Annotated in this window: 22 protein-coding genes and 6 tRNA genes; 12 read left to right on the top strand and 16 right to left on the bottom strand. The window is 73.3% G+C overall.

Annotation, left to right across the window (positions count from 1 at the left end; all coding sequences use genetic code 11):
* Window positions 1-101: 101 nt before the first annotated feature.
* A complete protein-coding gene (locus AC3ET4_RS04010; protein WP_431945923.1) occupies window positions 102-821 on the top strand; it encodes a response regulator transcription factor in 720 nt (239 codons plus the stop codon).
* Window positions 811-1,923 carry a sensor histidine kinase gene (locus AC3ET4_RS04005; protein WP_431945921.1) on the top strand — a complete coding sequence of 371 codons (1,113 nt, stop codon included), beginning with the start codon at window positions 811-813 and terminating at the stop codon, window positions 1,921-1,923. Before AC3ET4_RS04010 ends, AC3ET4_RS04005 begins: the two co-directional genes overlap by 11 nt.
* Window positions 1,924-1,994: 71 nt before the next feature.
* Here the strand turns inward: AC3ET4_RS04005 and AC3ET4_RS04000 are convergent, their stop codons facing one another.
* From AC3ET4_RS04000 to AC3ET4_RS03990, 3 genes are all read right to left on the bottom strand, one after another.
* Window positions 1,995-3,047 (bottom strand): NAD-dependent epimerase/dehydratase family protein, encoded by a 1,053-nt coding sequence (locus tag AC3ET4_RS04000; RefSeq protein WP_431945919.1) that lies wholly within the window; start codon window positions 3,045-3,047, stop codon window positions 1,995-1,997.
* Window positions 3,048-3,131: 84 nt separating this feature from the next.
* Window positions 3,132-3,632, bottom strand: coding sequence for a hypothetical protein (locus AC3ET4_RS03995; RefSeq protein ID WP_431946038.1), 501 nt, complete (start codon window positions 3,630-3,632; stop codon window positions 3,132-3,134).
* 2 nt (window positions 3,633-3,634) lie between these two features.
* Complete coding sequence (locus tag AC3ET4_RS03990; RefSeq protein WP_431945917.1) at window positions 3,635-4,990, bottom strand: molybdopterin-dependent oxidoreductase; 1,356 nt, start codon at window positions 4,988-4,990, stop codon at window positions 3,635-3,637.
* Window positions 4,991-5,281: 291 nt separating this feature from the next.
* On the opposite strand from AC3ET4_RS03990, the gene AC3ET4_RS03985 reads away from it, so the two are divergent.
* Window positions 5,282-7,138, top strand: coding sequence for an NAD-binding protein (locus AC3ET4_RS03985; protein ID WP_431945915.1), 1,857 nt, complete (start codon window positions 5,282-5,284; stop codon window positions 7,136-7,138).
* Between the two features lie 70 nt (window positions 7,139-7,208).
* On the opposite strand, the gene AC3ET4_RS03980 is transcribed toward AC3ET4_RS03985, so the two are convergent.
* Both AC3ET4_RS03980 and AC3ET4_RS03975 read right to left on the bottom strand, forming a co-directional pair.
* Window positions 7,209-7,280: transfer RNA gene (locus AC3ET4_RS03980), tRNA-Val, on the bottom strand.
* A 168-nt stretch (window positions 7,281-7,448) separates the two neighbouring features.
* Window positions 7,449-7,931, bottom strand: coding sequence for a TIGR02611 family protein (locus AC3ET4_RS03975; RefSeq protein ID WP_431945913.1), 483 nt, complete (start codon window positions 7,929-7,931; stop codon window positions 7,449-7,451).
* A 190-nt stretch (window positions 7,932-8,121) separates the two neighbouring features.
* On the opposite strand from AC3ET4_RS03975, the gene AC3ET4_RS03970 reads away from it, so the two are divergent.
* Together AC3ET4_RS03970 and AC3ET4_RS03965 are read left to right on the top strand one after the other, a co-directional pair.
* Window positions 8,122-8,535 (top strand): SsgA family sporulation/cell division regulator, encoded by a 414-nt coding sequence (locus AC3ET4_RS03970; protein WP_003959770.1) that lies wholly within the window; start codon window positions 8,122-8,124, stop codon window positions 8,533-8,535.
* A gap of 156 nt (window positions 8,536-8,691) precedes the next feature.
* Entirely contained in the window at window positions 8,692-9,279 is a 588-nt protein-coding gene (locus tag AC3ET4_RS03965; RefSeq protein ID WP_431945880.1) for a CGNR zinc finger domain-containing protein, read from the top strand.
* Here AC3ET4_RS03965 and AC3ET4_RS03960 read toward each other — a convergent pair.
* Window positions 9,258-9,392: a hypothetical protein gene (locus tag AC3ET4_RS03960; RefSeq protein WP_431945878.1), complete on the bottom strand. Its 135-nt coding sequence runs from the start codon at window positions 9,390-9,392 to the stop codon at window positions 9,258-9,260. The genes AC3ET4_RS03965 and AC3ET4_RS03960 overlap by 22 nt on opposite strands.
* 143 nt (window positions 9,393-9,535) lie before the next feature.
* On the bottom strand, window positions 9,536-9,985 hold the full coding sequence (locus AC3ET4_RS03955; protein ID WP_431945876.1) for a hypothetical protein: 450 nt from the start codon (window positions 9,983-9,985) through the stop codon (window positions 9,536-9,538).
* A 126-nt stretch (window positions 9,986-10,111) separates the two neighbouring features.
* On the opposite strand from AC3ET4_RS03955, the gene AC3ET4_RS03950 reads away from it, so the two are divergent.
* Window positions 10,112-10,618, top strand: a complete 507-nt coding sequence (locus tag AC3ET4_RS03950; RefSeq protein WP_431945874.1) for a DsbA family protein — start codon at window positions 10,112-10,114, stop codon at window positions 10,616-10,618.
* A gap of 743 nt (window positions 10,619-11,361) precedes the next feature.
* On the opposite strand, the gene AC3ET4_RS03945 is transcribed toward AC3ET4_RS03950, so the two are convergent.
* The 3 genes from AC3ET4_RS03945 to AC3ET4_RS03935 form a co-directional block, all read right to left on the bottom strand.
* Window positions 11,362-12,207, bottom strand: coding sequence for a GNAT family N-acetyltransferase (locus AC3ET4_RS03945; protein WP_431945872.1), 846 nt, complete (start codon window positions 12,205-12,207; stop codon window positions 11,362-11,364).
* A gap of 66 nt (window positions 12,208-12,273) precedes the next feature.
* Entirely contained in the window at window positions 12,274-13,137 is an 864-nt protein-coding gene (locus AC3ET4_RS03940) for an aminotransferase class IV (protein ID WP_431945870.1), read from the bottom strand.
* Entirely contained in the window at window positions 13,124-14,191 is a 1,068-nt protein-coding gene (locus tag AC3ET4_RS03935; RefSeq protein WP_431945868.1) for a chorismate-binding protein, read from the bottom strand. Before AC3ET4_RS03935 ends, AC3ET4_RS03940 begins: the two co-directional genes overlap by 14 nt.
* Before the next feature lie 202 nt (window positions 14,192-14,393).
* Here AC3ET4_RS03935 and AC3ET4_RS03930 point away from each other — a divergent pair.
* The 5 genes from AC3ET4_RS03930 (at window position 14,394) to AC3ET4_RS03910 (ending at window position 14,859) form a co-directional block, all read left to right on the top strand.
* Window positions 14,394-14,466 (top strand) — tRNA-Gly (locus AC3ET4_RS03930).
* A 26-nt stretch (window positions 14,467-14,492) separates the two neighbouring features.
* A tRNA-Cys gene (locus AC3ET4_RS03925) sits at window positions 14,493-14,563 on the top strand.
* Window positions 14,564-14,567: 4 nt separating this feature from the next.
* Window positions 14,568-14,639: transfer RNA gene (locus AC3ET4_RS03920), tRNA-Val, on the top strand.
* 47 nt (window positions 14,640-14,686) lie between these two features.
* A tRNA-Val gene (locus AC3ET4_RS03915) sits at window positions 14,687-14,758 on the top strand.
* A gap of 26 nt (window positions 14,759-14,784) precedes the next feature.
* A tRNA-Val gene (locus AC3ET4_RS03910) sits at window positions 14,785-14,859 on the top strand.
* Between the two features lie 40 nt (window positions 14,860-14,899).
* Here AC3ET4_RS03910 and AC3ET4_RS03905 read toward each other — a convergent pair.
* From AC3ET4_RS03905 to AC3ET4_RS03890, 4 genes are all read right to left on the bottom strand, one after another.
* The gene (locus AC3ET4_RS03905; protein ID WP_431945866.1) at window positions 14,900-15,175 is read right to left on the bottom strand and encodes a TFIIB-type zinc ribbon-containing protein; all 276 of its coding nucleotides are present in this window, start codon (window positions 15,173-15,175) and stop codon (window positions 14,900-14,902) included.
* A 7-nt stretch (window positions 15,176-15,182) separates the two neighbouring features.
* Entirely contained in the window at window positions 15,183-16,163 is a 981-nt protein-coding gene (locus AC3ET4_RS03900; RefSeq protein WP_431945864.1) for a phosphotransferase, read from the bottom strand.
* Between the two features lie 202 nt (window positions 16,164-16,365).
* A complete protein-coding gene (locus AC3ET4_RS03895) occupies window positions 16,366-16,569 on the bottom strand; it encodes a hypothetical protein (RefSeq protein ID WP_431945862.1) in 204 nt (67 codons plus the stop codon).
* A 265-nt stretch (window positions 16,570-16,834) separates the two neighbouring features.
* Window positions 16,835-17,077 (bottom strand): hypothetical protein, encoded by a 243-nt coding sequence (locus tag AC3ET4_RS03890; protein ID WP_431945860.1) that lies wholly within the window; start codon window positions 17,075-17,077, stop codon window positions 16,835-16,837.
* A gap of 209 nt (window positions 17,078-17,286) precedes the next feature.
* Between AC3ET4_RS03890 and AC3ET4_RS03885 the strand changes: the two genes are divergently transcribed.
* Entirely contained in the window at window positions 17,287-18,510 is a 1,224-nt protein-coding gene (locus AC3ET4_RS03885) for a serine/threonine-protein kinase (protein ID WP_431946036.1), read from the top strand.
* A 331-nt stretch (window positions 18,511-18,841) separates the two neighbouring features.
* On the opposite strand, the gene AC3ET4_RS03880 is transcribed toward AC3ET4_RS03885, so the two are convergent.
* Window positions 18,842-19,894 carry a CU044_5270 family protein gene (locus AC3ET4_RS03880; protein WP_431945858.1) on the bottom strand — a complete coding sequence of 351 codons (1,053 nt, stop codon included), beginning with the start codon at window positions 19,892-19,894 and terminating at the stop codon, window positions 18,842-18,844.
* Window positions 19,891-20,544, bottom strand: coding sequence for an RNA polymerase sigma factor (locus AC3ET4_RS03875; RefSeq protein ID WP_431945856.1), 654 nt, complete (start codon window positions 20,542-20,544; stop codon window positions 19,891-19,893). The genes AC3ET4_RS03880 and AC3ET4_RS03875 overlap by 4 nt, the downstream gene beginning before the upstream one ends.
* Between the last annotated feature and the right edge of the window lie 92 nt (window positions 20,545-20,636).

Here is a 20,636-nt window from a genome sequence, read left to right as displayed (position 1 = left end):
GGGCACAAAAGCGGCAAAAGGGACTTGGGCGTCTTACGGATCGCTGACGTCCCGCCAGCGCTCCCACCTCCGGCCGAAACGCGGGTGCGAGACTCGGTGGCGTGAAGCACGTACTCGTCGTGGACGACGACGCCACCGTCGCCGAGGTCGTCGTCGGCTACCTGAACCGGGCCGGTTTCGCCGTCGACGTGGCCTGCGACGGCCCGACCGCCGTGGCCCTGGCCGCTGCCCGGGCGCCCGACCTGGTGGTCCTGGACCTGATGCTCCCCGGCATGGACGGCCTCGAGGTCTGCCGCCGCCTGCGCGCCGGCGGCCCGCTCCCCGTGATCATGCTGACCGCACGCGGCGACGAGGCGGACCGCGTCCTCGGCCTGGAGGTCGGGGCGGACGACTACGTCACCAAGCCCTTCAGCCCCCGCGAACTCGTGCTCAGGGTGGAGTCGGTGCTGCGCCGCGCGGGAGAGCCGGCGGGCCGGACCGCCCCGGCCGCGGCGGCGCTGCGGGCCGGCCCGCTCGCTCTGTACCCGGACGCCCGCCGGGTCACCCGCCACGGGACCGACCTCTCCCTGACGGCACGTGAGTTCGACCTGCTGCGCTTCTTGCTGCGGCATCCCGGAAGGGCCATGAGCCGCGAGGAGCTGATGCACCGGGTGTGGGGCTGGGAGTTCGGCGACCTGTCGACCGTCACCGTCCACGTCCGCCGCCTGCGCGAGAAGATCGAGGAGGATCCCGCGCGCCCCCGCCTGATCAGCACCGTGTGGGGTGTGGGCTACCGGTTCGACCCTCCGGCCGCGGAGAAGGAGGCCGGCGATGGTGCGTGACGCCGTCCTCATCGTGGCCTATGCGGCCGTCGGCGCGGCCGGCGCCGGCCTGCTCGGCACGGGTGCCCTGCGGCTGCTGCGCCACCGCTCGGTCGCGCTGTCGCTGGCGGTGGTGGCCGCGGTCGCGGTCGCGGCGATGCTCGCCGGAACCATGCTCGTGGCCTGGGCCATGTTCCTCTCCGACCACGACATGTGGGTCGTCACCACGGTCTGCTCCGTCGCGGCGGTCGTGTCGCTCGCGGTGGCGCTCACGCTGGGCCGCGGCGTGGTCCGCGGCAGCCGGGCCCTGGCCGAGGCCACCCGCGCCCTCGGCGAGGACGGCGGCTTCACCCCGCCCGCCGCCGCGCCCACCGCCGAACTCGCCGAGCTCGGCCGGGAGCTGGCCGCCACCAGCGCGAAGCTCGCCGCCTCCAGGGAGCGGGAGAGGGCCCTGGAGGAATCCCGCCGCGAACTGGTCGCCTGGATCTCCCATGACCTGCGCACCCCGCTCGCCGGGCTGCAGGCCATGGCCGAGGCCCTGGAGGACGGCATCGCCGCGGACCCCGCCGTCTACCACGCCCGCATCCGCAGGGAAGTCGCGCGCATGACCGGCATGGTCGGCGACCTCTTCGAGCTCTCCCGCATCCAGGCCGGTGTCCTCGCCCTCAGCACCACCCGCATGTCGGTCTACGACCTCGTCGGCGACGCGCTGGCGGGAGCCGCCGCCACGGCCGAGGCGCACGGCGTGCGGATCGTCGGGGACGGCGTCGAACCCGTCCCGGTGGAGGTGGACGGCCGTGAGATGACCCGCGCCCTGGCCAACCTCCTCGTCAACGCCATCCACCGGACGCCGGCCGACGGCACCGTCGCGGTCTCGGCCCACCGGGAGTCGGACAGCGTCGTCGTGTCCGTCACGGACGGCTGCGGCGGCATTCCTGCGGAGGATCTGCCCCGCGTCTTCGACACGGGGTGGCGCGGCACCGATGCGCGGACCCCGCCCGCCGGTGCGGGTCTGGGGCTGGCGATCGTGCGGGGCATCGTCGAGGCCCACCAGGGGCGGGCGGCGGTGCGCAACGTCCCCGGCGGCTGCCGCTTCGAGGTCCGTCTGCCCGCCGCCGCCTGACGTCCCCACCGGTGCCGGGCGCGCCCGCACCGTCCGGGCCCGGGCGGGCGGCGGGCGGACGGGCGGGCGGATCAGCCGTCACGCAGCGGAGCCGTCGCGAGCCGCGCCATCCCCTCGGCGAAGCCGACGTGCGGTTTCCAGCCCAGTTCGTCCCGCAGCCTGCGGGAGGAGGCGGTGATGTGGCGGACGTCGCCGAGCCGGTACTCGCCCGTGACCACCGGCGTCCTCGTGCCGTGCGCCTTCGCCAGGGCGGCGGCCATCTCCCCCACCGTGTGCGGCTCGCCGCTGCCCACGTTGTACGCCCGCGCGGTCCCCTCCGGCAGCCCGGGCAGACCGTCCAGCGCGGCCAGGTTGGCCCCGGCCACGTCCCGTACGTGGACGAAGTCGCGCCGCTGGCCGCCGTCCTCGAACACCCGGGGCGCCTCACCGCGCTCCAGCGCGGACCGGAACAGCGAGGCGACCCCGGCGTACGGGGTGTCGCGCGGCATCCCCGGCCCGTACACGTTGTGGTACCGCAACGCGATCACCCGTCCGCCCACCGCGCGAGCCCATGCGGAGGCGAGGTGCTCCTGCGTCAGTTTGGTGGCGGCGTAGACGTTGCGCGGGTCCAGCGGGGCGTCCTCGGCCACCAGTCCGGGCGCCAGCGGTTCGCCGCACCTCGGACACGGCGGTTCGAAGCGTCCCGCCCTCAGGTCGGACTCCGCGCGCGGCCCCGGCTCCACGACGCCGTGCGCCGGGCACTCATAGCGTCCCTCGCCGTAGACCACCATCGAACTGGCCAGCAGCAGGGCGCCCACCGCCGCCTCCGCCATGCCGGCCAGGAGCACCGCGGTGCCCAGGTCGTTGCACCCCACATAGGCGGGTGCGTCGCCGAAGTCCTTGCCGAGTCCGACCATCGCCGCCTGATGGCAGACGGCGTCCACACCGTGCAGGGCCTCGGCGACAGCCGAGGCGTCGCGGACGTCGGCGTGCCTCCAGTCCACCCCGTCGGGGACCGGCGGGGGCGTGCGGTGCGCGGCGGGCAGCAGTGCGTCGAGCACGCGCACCTCGTGCCCGGCGCTGCTGAGGGCGGTGACGACGTGCGAGCCGATGAAGCCCGCACCTCCGGTGACGAGGATCAACATGCGACGACCGTACGGCCGCCCGCCCCGCCCGCGGCCGCACGACGCCGTCACGTCAGCGGTTCGTAAGCCTTCGCACGAAGGAGGTCATCCTCGACCGCTGCCCGCAGGGGGCCGCTTCCCGCCGCCCCGCGCCCGTCGGCGGGCCCGGCCCAGCCTGGCGGCGAGGACCACGGCGGACAGGCCGAACAGCACGGCGGTGACGGCCAGCCAGCGGCCGAGGTAGACGTCGTCGGAGAGCCCCGTGGCCGCCTCGTAGGGGCCGGACAGCCGCAGGATCAGGGGGAACCAGGTCAGGAGCAGGACGCCGGACAGGAAGGCGGGTACGCGCACATGGTTGATCCAGGGCAGCGCGGGCGTGTCCTGGACCCGGTGGCGGAGGACGGAACGGGCCGACAGGTCGGCGAGCGAGTACAGCGGCAGCAGGATGAGGTCGTGCAGGATCGCCGCGCCCACCAGCCAGATCGCCACCTCCACGGGCCGCTGCGCGAACAGGCGGACGCAGGCGTACCCGGTGACGGCGAGGGAGCACAGGAGGACGAGGAGGTGGAGGGGACTGGCACCGTACCAGCGCAGGCTTCGGAGCATGATCACGTCCGGAAGGTGAGGCGGTGGACCCACTTGGTGTTGTTGACCCCGGGGTTGGCCGGGACGATGACACGTGCCGGATAGCCGTGGTCCAAGGACAGGTCCGCTCCGTTGACCCGCAGCGCCAGCAGGGCCCGCGGGTCGTGGATCTGGTTTCCCCGCAGCATCACCGAGCTGTAGGGGCCCGGGGGCTGGACGGACTCCACCAGCACGCTGCCGGCGTCACGCAGCCCGCTGAGCGCCGCGAGGTCGGCGAGCCGCAGGCCCTCCCACTGCTGGTCGGTGGTCGACCAGCCCTCCACGCAGGCGATCGGCAGGGCCGCGGTGTGCAGCGGCATGGCCAGCAGCTGTTCGCGGGTGAGGACCACTGTCCGTCCGCTGCCGCGCACCTCGAGCCGCCATGAGGGGCCGACGAGTCGCGGGGTGACACCGACGGACGTGGCCGTCTTGTTGATCTGGAAGCCGTTCGGGCCGCTGCCCGGCTCGCGGTTGTGCGGCGCGAGCAGCGCCGTGTCGCGCAGCCGGCCGCCGATGCTCTGCCCCGCGGTGACCACCAGCGCGAGCAGCGATCCGGCGCCGACCATCCCCACCGCGCCGCGCCGGCTGATGGTGGGGGACGCCGGCGCGACGGGCACCAGGCCGTCCTGATCGGGCGGTTCGGGGCGGGTGCCGGCGACCCCGGTGCGCAGTTCCCGGATCGGATCGCGGCTGCGCAGGGCGCGCCGCATCCGGCCGAGTCTGAGGCTCACATGGACGACGAAGGCGGCGATGAACACCCAGGCGCCATAGAAGTGCAGCGTGTAGAAGGAGCCGGGGAAGACGTAGAGGAGCTGGATGTTGAAGATCCCGGTCACGAACTCGAAGATGACACCGCCCACCAGCAGGAGCAGCGAGAAGCGTTCGAGCGCGTGAGCCGGCGACCGCAGCGGCGGCCACACGAAGAGCTTCGGGATCACCGACCAGAGCTTCGCCAGCACCACCGGCACGAGGACCACTCCGAGCGTCACATGCACGCCCTGGGTCAGCCGGTACAGCCAGGCGGGATCGGTGGGCCAGTCGAAGAGGTAGAAGCCGAACAGTCCCTTGTCCGGCGTCTGGTCGTTGGTCGGACCCAGGTCCGGGTTGTAGGCGGCGTAGGAGAGCGCGCCGGTCACGAACATCACCGGGATGCCGAACAGCAGCACCAGGCCGAAGACCGACGTCAGCCACGGCCCGCGGATGGGGCTGCGCCAGAACTCGGGACGGAAGGGACCCGCGGGGGCGCCGGCGGTGAAGGCACGGCGCCATCGTGGCGATGCCTGTGCTTTCCCCGGCTGTCCCGGCCCCCTGTTCGGCGATGGTTCTCCGCTGCCGCTCATGGTCCATGACATATCCCGGCCGCGGCCGGGGTCCGTCGCGCCGCCACCGGGAACCGCTGAATGTCGACCGAACAGGCGCGTGCCGCGGTGGACGGGCGACCGGGGCACACCCTCGGCGGCAGAGCGGATACCCTGCCGCAGGGCCGGCCGCGCCCGATCGGTCCGGCGCTGCCGCCGGGGGCGGAGAGCCCGCCCGGAAGCGGAAACGGGGGGCACGTGCCGGGGATCGGGGAAGCCGCGGGCATGCCGGGTGTGCCGAGCCAGAGGCGCAGTGCACCGCTGCTCGGACACATGGTCATCTGCGGAGAGGACGCGCTCGTCCACCGGCTCGCCCACGAACTGGCCGCCAGCTACCGCCAGCACGTCACGGTGGTCCTGCCCTCGCTGCGCCACGACCGCGGACCCCGGATCGCCGAACTGGCGCGGCGGCACGGCGTGCGCGTGCTCGAAGCGGTGGAGCCGAGCGACACCACCCTGCTCGAGGCGGGTGTGCGGGACGCGGTGGCGCTGGCGCTCGCGTACGGCGACGACCAGACCAACATCCACGCCGCCTTACGGGCCCGGCGCCTGAACCCCGACATCCGGCTCGTCATCCGCATGTACAACCGCAAGCTGGGCCGGCATCTGGAGGAGATGCTCGAACGGGCCGCCGCGGCCCGCTCTCCGCAGCTGCGGCCCTACGAGCTCGACGCGTCCACCACCGTCCTGTCCGACGCGGACACCGCCGCCCCGGCCCTGGTGGCGGCGGCCGTGGTCGGGAGCAGCAAGGTCGTCCAGGCCGGCGGACTGATCCTGGGCGCCGCCGAGCGTCCGCTCAACAGCGAGGACGACGGGCCGCGCCATCCGCCGGCGCTGTGCACCCTGGCCGTGCTGTCCGACTCCCCCGCCGATCCGGGTGGCGAGGCCGACGCCGCCGGCCCGGGCGGCGCGCGGCTGCTGCCCGACGACAGCACCGTGCGGGCCGCTGCCGGGGCGCACGGCCGTGTCGTCCTGGAGACGGTCACCCGGGACCAGGGCAGGCCCGCGGGCCGGCGGCGCAGGGGCGCGCCACCCCTGCGGGAGCTCTTCTCCCGGCGGCTGGGGTACGCCTTCGCCGGGCTCATCGTCCTTCAGGTGCTCTTCGCCGCCCTGACCTGGCGTGCCGTCGGGGGCTCGCCCCTGCACGCCGCGTACCTGTCGCTGCTTGACCTGCTCAACATCAACGATCCGGCGGTGGACGACCGCCCCGGACGGCAGATCCTCCAGTTGCTGTCCGGACTCTCCGGCGCGGCGCTGCTGCCGGTGCTCTTCGCGATCGTGCTGGAGACGCTGGGCAGCTTCCGCACCGCCTCCGCGCTGCGGTCGCCGCCCCGGGGTCTGTCCGGGCACATCGTCCTGATCGGCCTGGGCAAAGTGGGCAGCCGGGTCCTGGACAGGCTGTGCGCGCTCGACATCGACGTGGTGTGCGTCGAACGGGACCCCGAGGCGCGCGGCGTGGCCCATGCCCGCGCTCGGCGCGTACCGGTCGTCATCGGCGACGCCACCGAGGAAGGGGTCCTGGACGACGCCCGGATCGGCTCCAGCCGGGCACTGATGGCTCTCACCAGCGACGACACCACCAATCTGGAAGCCGCGCTGAGCGCCCGCGAGGCCGCCCCCGGCCTGCGCGTGGTGATGCGGATCTTCGACGACGACTTCGCCACCACCGTCTACCGGGCGATGCGGGACTCCTATCCCGAGGCCACGACCCGCAGCCGCAGCGTCTCCACCCTGGCGGCGCCCGCGTTCGCCGGCGCGATGATGGGCCGCCAGGTCCTCGGCGCCATTCCGGTGGAACGCCAGGTGCTGGTCTTCGCGGCGATCGAGGTACGCGATCACGCGGAACTGCAGGGACGCACCATCAGCGACGCCTTCCGCCCGGGCGAGTGGCGGGTGCTCGCCCTCGACCTGGCCGCGCCCTCCGACCGGCGGCCGGACCTGGCCGCGGCGATGGACCACGATCTCCGTCCCCGTGAGCCCGAACTGGCCTGGGACCTGCACCCCGGCTACGTCCTGCGGCCCGACGACCGCGTCGTCCTCGCGGCCACCCGCCACGGCCTCGCCCGCCTGCTGCAGCACCGCGGCCCCCAGGCACAGGACCCGGCCCGTGACGCGGCCCCGGAGCTGTGAGCCCGGCGCGCGCCCGCACACGACGCCGAGGGCCCGGAAGCCGCTACGGCTTCCGGGCCCTCGGTCCGGGTGGGCGATACTGGGATCGAACCAGTGACCCCTTCGGTGTGAACGAAGTGCTCTCCCGCTGAGCTAATCGCCCGGGTGCGGGACCAACATTACCGCATGTCAGCGGGTGCCCCCGACCATCACGCAGGCCCGAGGCCCAGACGTCGGCGCGACCAAGACCGCAACCATGAACAGGACCGAACGGGACCGCCGACGAGACATGTGTCAGGGGCGCCTCGGCAGGGCGCCTCGGCAGGGCGCGTCAGCCCAGGTCGGCCTTCCACGGCATCACGAAGCCGAACCTCCACACGTAGTATCCCAGCAGCACGCCGATGATCACCAGCCCGACGGCCGTCAGCGTCACGTTCCGGCGCCGCACCCTCGGGTCGAGCGCCTTGTGCGCCGCCTCGGTCACCTTCCGCTTCGCCCAGCGGAGCACGAGCTGGGCCCAGACGAACTCGGTCGCCCAGACCGCCATGCCGGCGAAGATCACCACCCAGCCGGGCCCCGGCAGCGGAAGCAGGATCACACCTGTGCCCACGACCGCCAGACCCACCAGGAAGACCCCGACCTGCCAGCTCATGTGCAGCGCTCGGGAACGGCGGATGAACTGCGGCGCCCTCGACCCCAGCGGGGGCTCGGAGCCCCCGGCCCGCCCGTCGCCGGCCTCCCCGCCGTCCCCCATGTCGCGTGTCGCGGGATCCATGGCCACGGCCACCTCCCGCTCGTCACTCTCCGCAGTCATGCCGCCAAACCTACCCGACCCGACTCCGTCACCGTAATGGCTCGCCGGGGAGGAAAAGAACTCGGCCGGACGAGGTACCGGAACCCTCACAAACCCGTCAGAGGGGTTTACAACGTCCCCGCAGGTGGCATGTCGATTTCGCCGACGTGCGAATCCCCGAGCGCACACTGAGCGAAAGGCCCTGGCGCTTATGAACACCACGGTCAGCTGCGAGCTGCACCTGCGCCTCGTTGTGTCGAGCGAATCGTCACTGCCCGTACCCGCGGGCTTGCGGTACGACACGGCCGATCCCTACGCCGTGCACGCCACCTTCCACACCGGTGCCGAGGAGACAGTCGAATGGGTGTTCGCCCGCGACCTGCTCGCCGAAGGTCTGCACCGGCCCACCGGCACCGGCGACGTCCGGGTCTGGCCGTCCCGCAGTCACGGCCAGGGCGTCGTGTGCATCGCCCTCAGCTCTCCGGAGGGGGAGGCGCTGCTCGAGGCCCCGGCGCGGGCCCTGGAGTCGTTCCTGAAGCGGACCGACGCCGCGGTGCCCCCCGGCACCGAACACCGCCATTTCGACCTGGACACCGAGCTCTCGCACATCCTCGCCGAGAGCTGAGTCCACCGACCGTCCGTCGCCGTACGCATCTCGGGGGTACGGCGCGGACCCGACCTGCCGGGGCCGTCGTCGCAGAGCAGCGCGCTCCACGACGACGGCTCTCGCGCTACAGTCACCGGAACGCCCGACCCATCAGGCCAGGGAGAGAGCGATCCCGTGCTGATCAACCATGACACCAGGTGCGCACTCGACTGCGTGGTGGATCTCCTCAACACCACTCCGGAGAGTGACGGCCGCGAGGATCTGGCCGACCTCGCGGGACTGAGCGCCTTCGTGGAACGCAACGCGATCAGCGACGTCGACTCGCTGGACGAAAAGGACCTTGCCGCGGTTCGCGCCCTCCGGCAGCGCTTCGCCCAGGTCTTTTCCGCGCCCGCCACCCGCGAGGCCGCCGCGCTGGTCAACTCCCTCGTCGCCGAGGCCGGCACCACGCCCCGGCTGACCGATCACGACGGCTACGACTGGCACGTCCACTACTTCGCCCCGGGCGCCTCCCTCGCCGACCACCTGGCCGCCGACTGCGGCATGGCCCTGGCGTTCCTCCTCGTCGCCGGGGAGCGGGAGCGGCTGCGCCGCTGCGACGCCCCGGACTGCCGGCGCGCCTTCGTCGACCTCTCACGGAACCGTTCGCGTCGCTACTGCGACAGCCGCACCTGCGGCAACCGGCTCCATGTCGCCGCCTACCGGGCGCGCCGCCGGGAGGCCGTCGCCGCCGTGCCGGCTCAGAACGGCCAGAGGTCGTAGAGCCCGCCGAGGGCGAGCAGACCGCCGATGACGGTCAGGAAGAGCATCAGCGGCGGCTGGGAGAGCGCGAACAGGCAACCGCGTGGCTCGTCGTCGTCTGCGTCGGCTTGCATGGCCTTACGGTGCGCTAGGAGGGGGGCGAACCCGTACAACCGTACGCCCCCGGCCGTGCCAAACACCGCTCAGGGGGCGGTAGTTGAAGGCCGCCAGGGCGATGATGACGCAACGCCGCCACCCCCCGCGAGCAACACGCCGCTCAGATGCCCCTGCGCTTGAGGATCTCCTCGATCTCACCGAATTCAGCCAGATCGGGATCGTTTTTCGCCGTCTTCGAGGCCGGTTTCCGCCCCCGCCCCAGCGCCGGCTTCTCCGCCTCCGGAGCGACCGCCCGGCCCCCGCCGCCGCCCTCCGTGACGCGCCCGCGGCGTCCGAAGACCCGCGCCAGGGCGTACAGCACCACGGACAGGGCCAGCACCGCGAACCCCGCCCACACGGACGGCTTGAACACCAGGTCCGCCGCCCAGTCCACGACGGCCCGGACGACGGTGCCGGCCAGCGACAGCAGGCCCGTCATGTACAGGCCGACGGGCAGCAGGGCTGCCGCCGCGATCACCGTCGCCTTGCGGAACCTGCGCCGGAAAGCGGCGAGCAGGGCGATCGCCAGGCCCGCCGCGGACAGCGCGACACATACGGTCGAAGTCAGCATGCGGAGCTCCTCCGAAATCGTCTGCTGGCTCCATCCTGCACCCGGCCCCCGCCCGCGGGCCACGACCCCGACGCGACCTCAGGGTGATCTCCGGGGCGGCTCCTCCCCCAGTGGGAGACTGACCCCATGAACGAAGCGACTCCCCGCACCGTCGTCCTCGAGTACTGGTGCGAGCTCCAGTGCCCCGACTGCGCCACCGCCCTCACCGACCTGCGCGCCCTGCGCGAGCGCTACGGCGACGCCCTGGAGATCCAACTGCGGCACTTCCCCCTGGAGAAGCACAAGCACTCCTACGCCGCCGCCCAGGCCGCGGAGGAGGCCTTCGTCCAGGGCCGCGGCTGGGAGTACACGGAGGCGGTCCTCGCCCGCACGAAGGAACTGGGCGAGCGGGGCGAGGCAGTGCTGGTCGAGATCGCGGCCGAGCTGGGCCTCGACGCGGAAGAGGTCGACACAGCGCTCGTCGACGGGCGGCACCTTCTCGTCGTCGACGCCGATCACGCCGAGGGCAAGGCCATCGGCGTCACCGGCACCCCCACCTACGTCATCTCCGGCGAACGCCTGGACGGCGGCACCTCTCAGGAGGACCTGCGCGCCCGCATCGAAACCTATGCGGACAGCGCTCTGGGCCGCTGAGCTGTGCCGCCGCCGTACGGCGACGCGGCCCCGGACGCACGACGCCTGAAGGCCGAAGGGCGGCGTTCCCATCGCGTCGGAGCGCGTCCGACTCCGGGTACCGCGGCTGTCCCACCCTCGCGCCCTCCGGGCGCGCACAGACGAGGGCTACGGAGGGGAGGGGTGGGGCCTGCCCTCGCCGGGGGTGTGCGGGTGGTGCGTGGCGGGGCTCCGGCACCGTCGCGGGTGACCTTTGCGGCGGCCGGGGTCTCTTTTGCCGTCCGCGGGTGCGGATGGCCGGTTGCCACGCCCCCTGTGCGTGGGTGCCGTGCCCGCCGTGAACCGCGTCTGCGGGTGCCCCCGATGCGCCTGGTGACATCGGGCTCTGTGTCGCCACCCATGTCGGCGAAAGCGGGCCCGCCGTCCCCCTCAATCGCCCGACAGCACCCCGTATCGGCCGCAGACGCCGGTCACGGCGAACGCCCCCACCACCACGAGTGGGCGTGGAAGCGGCCGTCTCTCCTCGCGGGGCAACGAGACTCACGCCATGGGTGCGGGAATCCGCTCCGGAGCCTGAGCCCCCGCTCCGAACCCACCCGCACCGCAGAGAAGGGCAGCCCCACACCCTCCCCCTCCGCAGCCGGCATCCTCGCGCCCCCAGGACGCGAGACGGCGGGACAGCCGGCCACCGGTACGTGGGCAGCCTCCGTACGCTCCGTGTGGACGCCGCCCCACACACAACGTCCCCCTGGCCGACCAGGGACTCAGACCAGCGGCTTCGCCGCGTGCACCTGTGTCACCTCGTACCCGAGGGCCGCGTAGAGCCTTTCCGCCGGCTCGTTCCCGGCGAAGACGTTCAGCCCCAGCCGCTCGAATCCCGCCGCCAGGCACTCCCGCTCCGCCGCGAGCATGAGCGTGCGCCCATGGCCCCGCCCGCGGTGCGCCTCGGCGACGCGGACGTTGTAGACGTACCCGGTGGACTCGTCCCTGCGCCCCAGCCACAGGTTCCCCACGGCCTCCCGTTCCTCCGCCGTCGCCCCGCCGGCCTCCAGCACCCTCAGCACCGCGCCCGGCGTCGCCGGCCCCTCGGGGAGGAGGGCGCTGAAGTCCGCCTCGGCCTTGGCGCGGGCCTGCGCCTCGGGCACGCCGCGCCGGATGTGGGACAGCGCGTACTCGTCCCGCGCCTGGGCCGCCCACACCGGGTACTCCGCCTCCGTCATCGGCCGCACGGCACTGTCCGGCGGCAGGGCCGGCGGCACGTCGGGCAGCGTCTTGGACATGGACCGGTTGCGGACGACGTACCCCAGCGCGTCCATGAGGCGGAGCGCCGCCGAGTCCTCCGCCCGCACCGAGACCTCGACGCGACGGCAGCCCCAGCCCCGCAGCACCTCCTCGGCGGCGAGGGCCGCGACCGTACCGCGGCCGCGGCGCTGCTCGGCCTGGTCGATCCGCAGCGCGACGATGCCGCCCACCTCCGGCCCGAACCGAGGGTCGGTGGACACGGTGGTCTCGCCCACCACTCGTCCGTTGACACAGACGTGGAAGCGGCGGGCGCGCACTCCGTCGGGTCGGCGCTGCTCGGGCTCGGCCGGGCGCAGGGTGGTCGTCATGGTGTCGAGTTCTACCAAGTCGCCGCTCTGCGTGGGTCGCGGGGTACGGAGGCGCGACGCCCCGGCTCAGGGGTTGGGGTGTGCCGCTGAGCGCTCCGCGAAGACCCGCATCGCCTTGGCCGTCACCGGGCCGGGACGGGTCCCCGTGGGCAGCTCGCGGTCGTCGACCCGGTGGACGCCCTGGACGTCGCGGAGCGAGGAGGTCACGAAGACCTCCTCCGCCTCCCCGAGCACCTCGAACGGGAGATCGGCCTCCTCGGCGCCCGCCCACTCGATCACCAGCTCCCGGGTGATCCCGGCGAGGCAGCCGGAGTCAAGCGGCGGGGTGAGCAGCTTGCCCCCGAGGACGACGAAGACGTTGGAGCCGGTGCCCTCGCAGAGACGTCCCCGCGTGTTGGCGAAAAGCGCCTCGGAGGCGCCGTGCTCGTGGGCGCGGGCCAGGGCCACGACGTTCTCCCCGTACGAGGTGGTCTTCAGTCCCGCGAGGGCGCCCTTCTCGTTGCGGGTCCAGGGAACGGTGACGACGGCCGTCGTGTCGGGGCGGACGCTCGCGGAGCCGAGGGCGACCACCAGGGTGGGGCCGGTGGTGCCGCGCTCGGAGCCGAGCGGGGAGGTGCCGCCGGTGTAGGTGACGCGGAGCCTGCCGTGGGGCACCGGGTTGGCGGCGAGGACGGCCTCGCATGCGTGGCGCACCTCGTCCAGGTCGGGCTCGGGCAGTCCGAGGCCGCGCGCGGAGCGGGCCAGGCGGCGCAGGTGGCGGTCCAGCGCGAAGGCGGTGCCGCCGGCGGCCTTGAGCGTCTCGAAGACGCCGTCCCCCACGGTCAGGCCGTGGTCCAGGACGGACACGGATGCCTCGTCGGTCTCGCATAGCGCGCCGTTGACCCAGATCGCGCCCGCGGTGTTCGTGCTCACGGTGTCACTTCGCCCCATGGTTCCGTTCGCCTTCGTTCGAGTCGTACGTACCCGACGCTACCGCCAGCAGCCGGGAGGCCTTCAGTTCCGTCTCGTCCCACTCCCGCTCCGGATCGGAGCCCCAGGTGATCCCGGCGCCGGTGCCGAACCGCAGTACGGGGCCGCCGGGCGCGGTGCGGTCGATCCAGAAGGTGCGGATGCCCACCGCGAGCTCGCCGGTGCCGCGGTCGGCGTCGACCCAACCGATGCCGCCGCAGTACGGGCCGCGCTGGGCCGTCTCCAGTTCGGCGATGATGCGCAGGGCGCTGGACTTGGGCGCTCCGGTGACGGAGCCCGGCGGGAACGCGGCGTCCAGGAGCGCGGCCCAGCCGGCGCCCTCGCGCAGTTCGCCGCGCACGGTGGAGACGAGGTGGACGAGTCCGGGGTGCTTCTCCACGACGCAGAGGTCGGGGACCGTGACCGTGCCGGTGGCGCAGACCTGCCCGAGGTCGTTGCGTACCAGGTCGACGATCATGACGTTCTCGGCGTGGTCCTTGGGCAGCAGGTCCGCCTCGGTGCGGCCGGTGCCCTTGATCGGCCCGGACTCGACCACCGCACCGCGGCGGCTCAGGAACAGTTCGGGGGAGGCGCTGGCCACCTCTGTGCCGTGGGCAGGCAGCCGGACCATTCCCGCGTACGGGGCGGGGTTGCCACGGGCGAGGACGGCGGCGAGGGCGTCGATGTCGGCCTCCGGGTCGGGCAGCACAGCGGTGAGCACCCGGCACAGGTTGGCCTGGTAGACCTCGCCGGCCGCGATGTACTCGCGGACGCGACGCACTCCCGCGGTGTAGCCGACGCGGTCCAGTGAGGACGTCCAGTCGCCGCGGGCCGGTCCCTTCCACGGACGGCGCGGGGCCGGCTCGGCCGGCGCCGGCCGTACGTTCCCGAAGCGCGCGCAGACCGTGCCGCCGTCGAAGCCGGCGACCACCGCCCAGAAGCCGGAGGAGTCCAGGGCAGCGGGGTCGGTGGTGACATCCCGCAGGTCGGAGGCGACGAGGCCGCCGAATCTGGCGAGGGGCTCGAGGTCGGGCACGGGGCTTCCCAGGTCGGTCCGGAGGGGCGAGTGCGAGTCTAGGTCGGTGGCGACGGGCGAGATGTGCTGGTCACCGACCCGGCACGCTGCGGAAACGCGTTTTGGTCGCTGAGCCGTAATCCGCTAGAGTTCAACTCGTCGCCGGGACGCGGAAGCGCCCCGGCGGAGGTCCCGCCCGGACGCGAACTCCGGGGGAGGCACTGCGGACGTGGCTCAGTTGGTAGAGCATCACCTTGCCAAGGTGAGGGTCGCGAGTTCGAATCTCGTCGTCCGCTCGAAGTGGGGGTCACCGCCCCTGCGTGGTGGAGTGGCCGAGAGGCGAGGCAACGGCCTGCAAAGCCGTCTACACGGGTTCAAATCCCGTCTCCACCTCTGAGGACGATTAGCTCAGCGGGAGAGCGCTTCCCTGACACGGAAGAGGTCACTGGTTCAATCCCAGTATCGTCCACTGGGCCCGGGAGGGCCCTTCCCCGGCACGTCGTCATGGGGACCCGAGCGCGATTAGCTCAGCGGGAGAGCGCTTCCCTGACACGGAAGAGGTCACTGGTTCAATCCCAGTATCGCGCACGCTGCACCACCCGTAGCAGTACCGAGGACGATTAGCTCAGCGGGAGAGCGCTTCCCTGACACGGAAGAGGTCACTGGTTCAATCCCAGTATCGTCCACCAGAACCGAGGGCCGGAGCGTTCGCTCCGGCCCTCGGTCGTGTCACGACGAGAAGAGCATGTGCGCCCAGCTCTGCGGCTTGCGGTGGCCGTGGTGCCCGCCATGCGGGGCTCCCCAGGCCGGAGCGGCGTGCTGCTGCGGGTACGCCTGCGGGTAGGCGGGCGGCGGGGCGGGCTGGGCGTACTGCGACTCCATGCGGGTCAGCGCCTCGAGCTCCCCGTAGTCCAGGAAGATCCCCCGGCAGTTGCCGCACTGCTCGATCTGGACACCGCTGCGGGTGAACGTCTGCATGGGGCCATGACACTTGGGACAGAGCATCGTCGGCTCATCTCCTCGCTCGCGCCGGCCGGGGGGCGTCGTCCCCCGGCGTGGAACTGCACTCTACTTCCGCGATTCGGCGGCACGTCTCGAGGACGGACTGTTCCGTCCCGTCGAGCGCACGGCCCTCCTGCGCGGCCTTGGCGACGGCTGTCGCCGCGGTCTGGACCGCCAACGCCCGCGCCGCCGCGTCCAGATGCGGCCACGGGTCGCCGTCCGCGGGGACGGCGGGGCCGCCACCGGCGCGGTACGCGCCGAGGAAGCGACCCCAGTCGACGGGGTCGAGCAGCCCGGCGGCGAACCACATCGCCGGCCGAGCCAGATCCCAGGTGGGCTCACCGAGCCCGAGGTCGTCGACGTCGATGAGGCGCCAGGGGCCGTCGGGCGCCGGGTGGCGCACCAGTTGGCCCATGTGCAGGTCGCCGTGGCACAGCGACTGCCGCGGCTGCGGCGCCTCGCCGCGCGCCCAGGGCGGCAGGCCGTGCCAGGCGGCGAGCACCGCCGGGTCGCCGGGGCCGGCGGCGAGCATCCTGGCGACCGCGCCGGCCGCCCTGGCCGGGCCGCGCATCCGCGGCGGCGGGCCGGGCAGCCGGGACGGCGGCACGGTGTGCAGCCGGGCCAGGAGAGCACCGGCCTCCGCCCAGGGCGCGGAGTCCGGATCGTCGCGGTCGACGGGCCGGCCGACGGGCCACAGGCTCACGGTGCGGCCGAGGAGCACCGTGCTCAGCGCTCCGCCGTGGTCGGGCAGCGGCGCCGGGGGCAGCAGGATGCCGTCGAGCAGCGGATGGACGGCCACACGCAGCCGCAGGGCGAGTTCGGCGGGGTCGGTCCCCGGGGCGTGCGCCTTGGCGACGAGACGGCCCCCGCGGACGACGGTGGCGTCGGGGCGGTCGGCGAGCACGGCGGGCCGTGCCTGGCCGGGCACACGTGAAGCCGCTGCCGCGACCGCCCCCAGGGCGTGCGCCAGCGGTGCTCCGCTGCTGCTCACTCACTCCCCCACTGCCCGTGTACCGGCCCCCTGTGCGGCACCCGCCGCCTGCCCGCGGGCGCCACGTCGGCGCCACGGTGTGATGCCCGGGTACCGCCAAAGGTACCCGGGCACTCATGCCGTCCGTGGACCCCCGTCCCCACGGGGTTGGTTCACCGTTCCTGCGGACCCGGACCGCTCTTCCGGGACCGCGGGGCCTCTGTCAGCGCCCCATCAGACCGGCTACGGACGACGCCTGTGTGACCACCGCGTCCCAGCCTCCGAAGGCCACCGCGAGCAGCACCGCGAGCGGCAGCACCATCGCCACCGCCACCAGCGGATGCCGGGTGCCCGAAGGGCGTATGCCGAAGGCGGCCATCCTGCTGCCGCGTGCCGGCCGCACCGTACGGCTCGCCGTGTTCGCCATGGCCCCCTCCCGGGTCGTGGTCCGTGATCAAGCACAGTGGTCGACGCGGCGGGTGATCGACCTCGGGGGACGAGTGCTCCACCCGCCGCTTGACCACAAGCCTAGGCGCGGCGCGGGCAGCGGTCGTCATGCCTTCGTACCGCTTCCCTGGCCTCCCCGAGGATGACTCCCGAACCCGCCGTGTACTCCCCTGGGTGGAGGAACCCGGCCGCCCCGCCCGGGAGATCCCCGAGGGGATCTCCCGGGCGGGCACGGACTCCGGCCGTCAGGCCCGCTCTTCGTCCTCGCCGTCGCCCGCGGGCACAGGCTGTTCGACCAGGGCCAGGACCCGGGTGGCCATGAAGCGCGCGGTGCGCACCACGGAGCCGGACCGGGTGACTTCGCTCACTTCCACCACCCCTCGGCGGACCGCCGTCTCGACCCTGCGGCCGGCCCTGGTGGCGACCACTTCATACGTCCTCGTCGTGTCGCCGGCGTCGACGACTATCTCGACTCGATCACCCTTCATGGCGTCAATCCCCCTTGCCCGATGGACTGTTGACGGCATGACGAATTTCCGGCCCCGTCAGCGGCCGGAACCTTCCCCACGCTTACCAGGATCCCATCCGGCACTGACAATCGGCTGCTTCGCGCGGGCGCGGCCTCGCGCCGCGACGGGCGGTCAGTCCGTAAGCTGTCGGGGTCAGACTGGCCAGGCAGGCAGCGGGGATGGACGACATGGCGATGATGCGGCTCCGGCGCGAGGACCCGCGTGTCGTCGGCTCGTTCCGCCTGCACCGGCGGCTCGGCGCGGGCGGCATGGGCGTCGTCTACCTGGGTGCCGACAAGCGCGGCCAGCGGGTCGCGCTGAAGGTGATCCGCCCCGAACTCGCCGAGGACCAGGAGTTTCGCTCGCGCTTCGCCCGCGAGGTGTCGGCGGCGAGACGCATCCGCGGCGGCTGCACGGCGCGGCTGGTCGCCGCCGACTTGGAGGCGGACCGGCCGTGGTTCGCCACGCAGTACGTTCCCGGGCCCTCGCTGCACGACAAGGTCGTCCGGGACGGCACGCTCTCCGCAGCCGAGACCGCGTCCATCGGCGCCGCTCTGGCGGAGGGGCTGGTCGCCGTCCACGAGGCCGGGGTCGTCCACCGCGACCTGAAGCCCTCCAACATCCTGCTGTCGCCCAAGGGGCCCCGGATCATCGACTTCGGCATCGCCTGGTCGACCGGCGCGAGCACCCTCACCCACGTGGGAACGGCCGTCGGCTCCCCCGGCTTCCTCGCGCCGGAGCAGGTGCGCGGAGCGGCGGTGACCCCGGCCACCGACGTCTTTGCCTTCGGCGCGACGCTGGCCTACGCGGCGACGGGCGACTCGCCCTTCGGACAGGGCAGTTCGGAGGTCATGCTCTACCGGGTCGTGCACGAGGAGCCGGACCTCACCGGTGTGCCGGACTCGTTGGCCCCGCTGGTCCAGGCGTGCCTGGCCAAGGACCCGGAGCAGCGGCCGAGCACGGTCCAGCTCTCCGAGCGGCTCACCGAGATCGCGGCCCGCGAGGCACGCGGCCTCGGCGCCGCACCGGGGTGGCGGGACATCGTGCCCAAGGCGTCCGCTCCGCGCCCGGAGCGGCCCACGGGCCCGCGGGCGCAGGCGTACGCGGAGCAGCAGACAGAGCGGCGGACGGCGCCGGGCACACCCGTGCCGCCGCGCACCCCGGTCTCCCCCCGTACGCCCGCCACACCGCGCACCCCGGCCCGGACCCCGTCCGGGCGCACGCCGGTGCCGCGCACACCCGCCGGCCGCCGACCGCTGGGCGCCGACCGCAGGCTGCTGCGGCAGCGGCTCATCGTCTTCGTCACCGTGACCCTCCTCGTCGCGCTCGGCATCGCGGCCGCCCAGGGCTGCCAGGGGCCGAGCCGGGGGCTCGGCCTGCTGCCGGGCGTGACGGCACCCCACACGCCGTAAGCGCCCCGGCCGGCACGAACACCCACGCCTCCACCGACGTCGTCCACACCACGGCGCGGTGCGCACCCCTGCCCACGAGCGTGACCTCGGTCGCCGCCTTTGTCGTGGACTGAAGGGTCGACGTGCTCGTCGATGTGGCGCTGGGGGCGGTGGGCGAGGCCGCGGGTGAGGCTTCCGGCGGCCCGCGTCACGCGAGTGCGCCCCAGGTCGTCACCGGCCGAGTCGTCACCGGAGCGCCGGCCGGCCGGGCGGACCGACCGCCGGCTCCCGGCCGACGCGCCGCAAGGACTCCCCGCTCCAGGGAGCGGGGAGTCCTTGCGGTGGCGGCAAGTCAACCCGCGGTGTCGGCGGACACCTCGCCAGGGCTGTCGACGACACCGCTCGCCATGACGGCGTCGATGCCGTACAACGTATCGGTTCCGCCGGTGCCCTTGGCCGCGGTCATGTAGGACCGCGAGCCGAGGTAGGCGAAGGTCTTCCTGTGGAAGATCCATTCGTCGCGCGTGGCGGACCCGGGGTCCTCGCGCGTGATGCCGATGCCGCGGCGTCCTGCCGCATCGGCGGCGTCGGGCACCATGGTGACTCCGGGGATCTTCTCGACGACCTTGTACAGCGCGGAGGCGGTAGCGGGCGGCATGATCGTCGAGCGCAGCAGCTCACCGATGTTCCGGAAGACGGTCTCGTCCTTGGACAGGTCGCCCCAGGGCTCGGTCTGGGCGTAGAGCAGGGTGCGCAGGGCCTCGGGGTCCGTGGGCAGCGAGGCCAGCCACTTGTATGTGGCGTGGTCCAGGCCCGGGCCCACGGGCGAGGTGCTGACGATGGGGACCAGTTCGCCGGGCATGACCGCGTCCTTGCCCGTGTCGCGGATCCAGCCGGTCCTGGTGGTGGGGCCGGAGCCCTGGGCGGTCCACACCTCGTGCCTGCCCGGCGCACCGAGCCGGACCGGGCTGTTCAAGGCGCCCTTGTTCTCGCGGCTCAGGAACGCGACGTACACGAACTGGCCGTCCTCCACCGGCGTCACGTCCCGCGTCATGGCGGCGGCGGCGATCCGGTCGAGGGTGACGGCCGCGCCATTGCCCTTCGCCGGCCCGGCGACGGAGGACCGGCGCGGGGCCGAGGTGTGGTCACCGCCGGACCCGGTGACGACCAGCACGCCGGTCAGTACGGCTGCCACGGGCAGGACCATCGCCGGACGGAGCCGACGGCTGAGCCGTGCCATCGGCGTCCGGGCGTCGGAGATGGCGTCCCGGTCGATCTGTTGCATCAGAACTTCCTTGTGGTGGAGGTGGCGGTTCGGCGAGAGGTCCCAGGCGGCCGAGGCCGCCAGCAGTTCTTCCGCGGCGCTCCGGGGGGAGCCGGGGCCGTGCGGATCATCGGCGTTCATGGGGTTTCCTCCTGCAGAAAGAGCGCCGCGAACGCGGCCTCGCTCTCTATCCCTCCGCGGGCGCCGTCCGGTTCCACCCTCGCGCCCGGCGCTGGTGCGGCACTCAGCCTGGCCAGTCGGTTCCGGGCGCGCGAGAGCCTCGAGCGCACGGTGCCGACCGGGATGTCCAGGGCCTCGGCGGCTTCCCGGTAATCCAACCCGGCCGCCACGCACAGGGCGATCACCTCCCTGTCCTGGCGGCGCAGCCGGCGCAGCGTGTCGTACACGGCCGCCAGGCGGCGGGCGTCGTCGATCCGGCCGGCCGTCTCCTCCGCGAAGTCCTCGACGGGGCGGGGCTCCGGGCTGCGTGCCAGGAAGGCGAGCTTCCGCCGCAGTCCGCGGTTGGCGTTGTGAGCCTTGTACGTGGCGATGCCCAGCAGCCACGGGGTGAGGGAGCCGCCCTCGGGATCCACGGTCTCCCGCGCGCGCCAGGCGGCGAGGAACGTCTCGGACATGACATCCTCGGCCTCCGGCCAGCTACCGGTCAACCGCAGCGCGTGACTGTAGACCGCTCGCGCGTTCCGTTCGTACAGATCGGCGAACGCGGCGCGGTCTCCTGCTCGGATGCGCCCACGCGACGGCTCTGATGGTTCTCTTTGCGTCACATTCATTACCCTCCGCCGCCCCGGCCGAGTTCCTGTGTCCGCTGTCACACAGCCGTCAGGAAGGCGTCAGGGCCATGGAAGCACACGCCGGCTGACGC

The organism is Actinacidiphila sp. bgisy167 (assembly GCF_057707665.1).
The sequence above is the reverse complement of the archived record's forward strand: the minus strand, read 5'-3'. Positions and strand labels throughout refer to the sequence as shown.

Excerpts from the sequence above, each read along its gene's own strand:
- AC3ET4_RS04005 (WP_431945921.1), top strand. The coding sequence starts at position 811 with ATGGTGCGTGACGCCGTCCTCATCGTGGCCTATGCGGCCGTCGGCGCG.
- AC3ET4_RS04000 (WP_431945919.1), bottom strand. The coding sequence starts at position 3,047 with ATGTTGATCCTCGTCACCGGAGGTGCGGGCTTCATCGGCTCGCACGTC.
- AC3ET4_RS03995 (WP_431946038.1), bottom strand. The coding sequence starts at position 3,632 with ATGCTCCGAAGCCTGCGCTGGTACGGTGCCAGTCCCCTCCACCTCCTC.
- AC3ET4_RS03990 (WP_431945917.1), bottom strand. The coding sequence starts at position 4,990 with ATGAGCGGCAGCGGAGAACCATCGCCGAACAGGGGGCCGGGACAGCCG.
- AC3ET4_RS03985 (WP_431945915.1), top strand. The coding sequence starts at position 5,282 with ATGGTCATCTGCGGAGAGGACGCGCTCGTCCACCGGCTCGCCCACGAA.
- AC3ET4_RS03975 (WP_431945913.1), bottom strand. The coding sequence starts at position 7,931 with ATGACTGCGGAGAGTGACGAGCGGGAGGTGGCCGTGGCCATGGATCCC.
- AC3ET4_RS03970 (WP_003959770.1), top strand. The coding sequence starts at position 8,122 with ATGAACACCACGGTCAGCTGCGAGCTGCACCTGCGCCTCGTTGTGTCG.
- AC3ET4_RS03960 (WP_431945878.1), bottom strand. The coding sequence starts at position 9,392 with ATGCAAGCCGACGCAGACGACGACGAGCCACGCGGTTGCCTGTTCGCG.
- AC3ET4_RS03955 (WP_431945876.1), bottom strand. The coding sequence starts at position 9,985 with ATGCTGACTTCGACCGTATGTGTCGCGCTGTCCGCGGCGGGCCTGGCG.
- AC3ET4_RS03950 (WP_431945874.1), top strand. The coding sequence starts at position 10,112 with ATGAACGAAGCGACTCCCCGCACCGTCGTCCTCGAGTACTGGTGCGAG.
- AC3ET4_RS03945 (WP_431945872.1), bottom strand. The coding sequence starts at position 12,207 with ATGACGACCACCCTGCGCCCGGCCGAGCCCGAGCAGCGCCGACCCGAC.
- AC3ET4_RS03940 (WP_431945870.1), bottom strand. The coding sequence starts at position 13,137 with ATGGGGCGAAGTGACACCGTGAGCACGAACACCGCGGGCGCGATCTGG.
- AC3ET4_RS03905 (WP_431945866.1), bottom strand. The coding sequence starts at position 15,175 with ATGCTCTGTCCCAAGTGTCATGGCCCCATGCAGACGTTCACCCGCAGC.
- AC3ET4_RS03895 (WP_431945862.1), bottom strand. The coding sequence starts at position 16,569 with ATGGCGAACACGGCGAGCCGTACGGTGCGGCCGGCACGCGGCAGCAGG.
- AC3ET4_RS03890 (WP_431945860.1), bottom strand. The coding sequence starts at position 17,077 with ATGAAGGGTGATCGAGTCGAGATAGTCGTCGACGCCGGCGACACGACG.
- AC3ET4_RS03885 (WP_431946036.1), top strand. The coding sequence starts at position 17,287 with ATGGCGATGATGCGGCTCCGGCGCGAGGACCCGCGTGTCGTCGGCTCG.
- AC3ET4_RS03880 (WP_431945858.1), bottom strand. The coding sequence starts at position 19,894 with ATGAACGCCGATGATCCGCACGGCCCCGGCTCCCCCCGGAGCGCCGCG.
- AC3ET4_RS03875 (WP_431945856.1), bottom strand. The coding sequence starts at position 20,544 with ATGAATGTGACGCAAAGAGAACCATCAGAGCCGTCGCGTGGGCGCATC.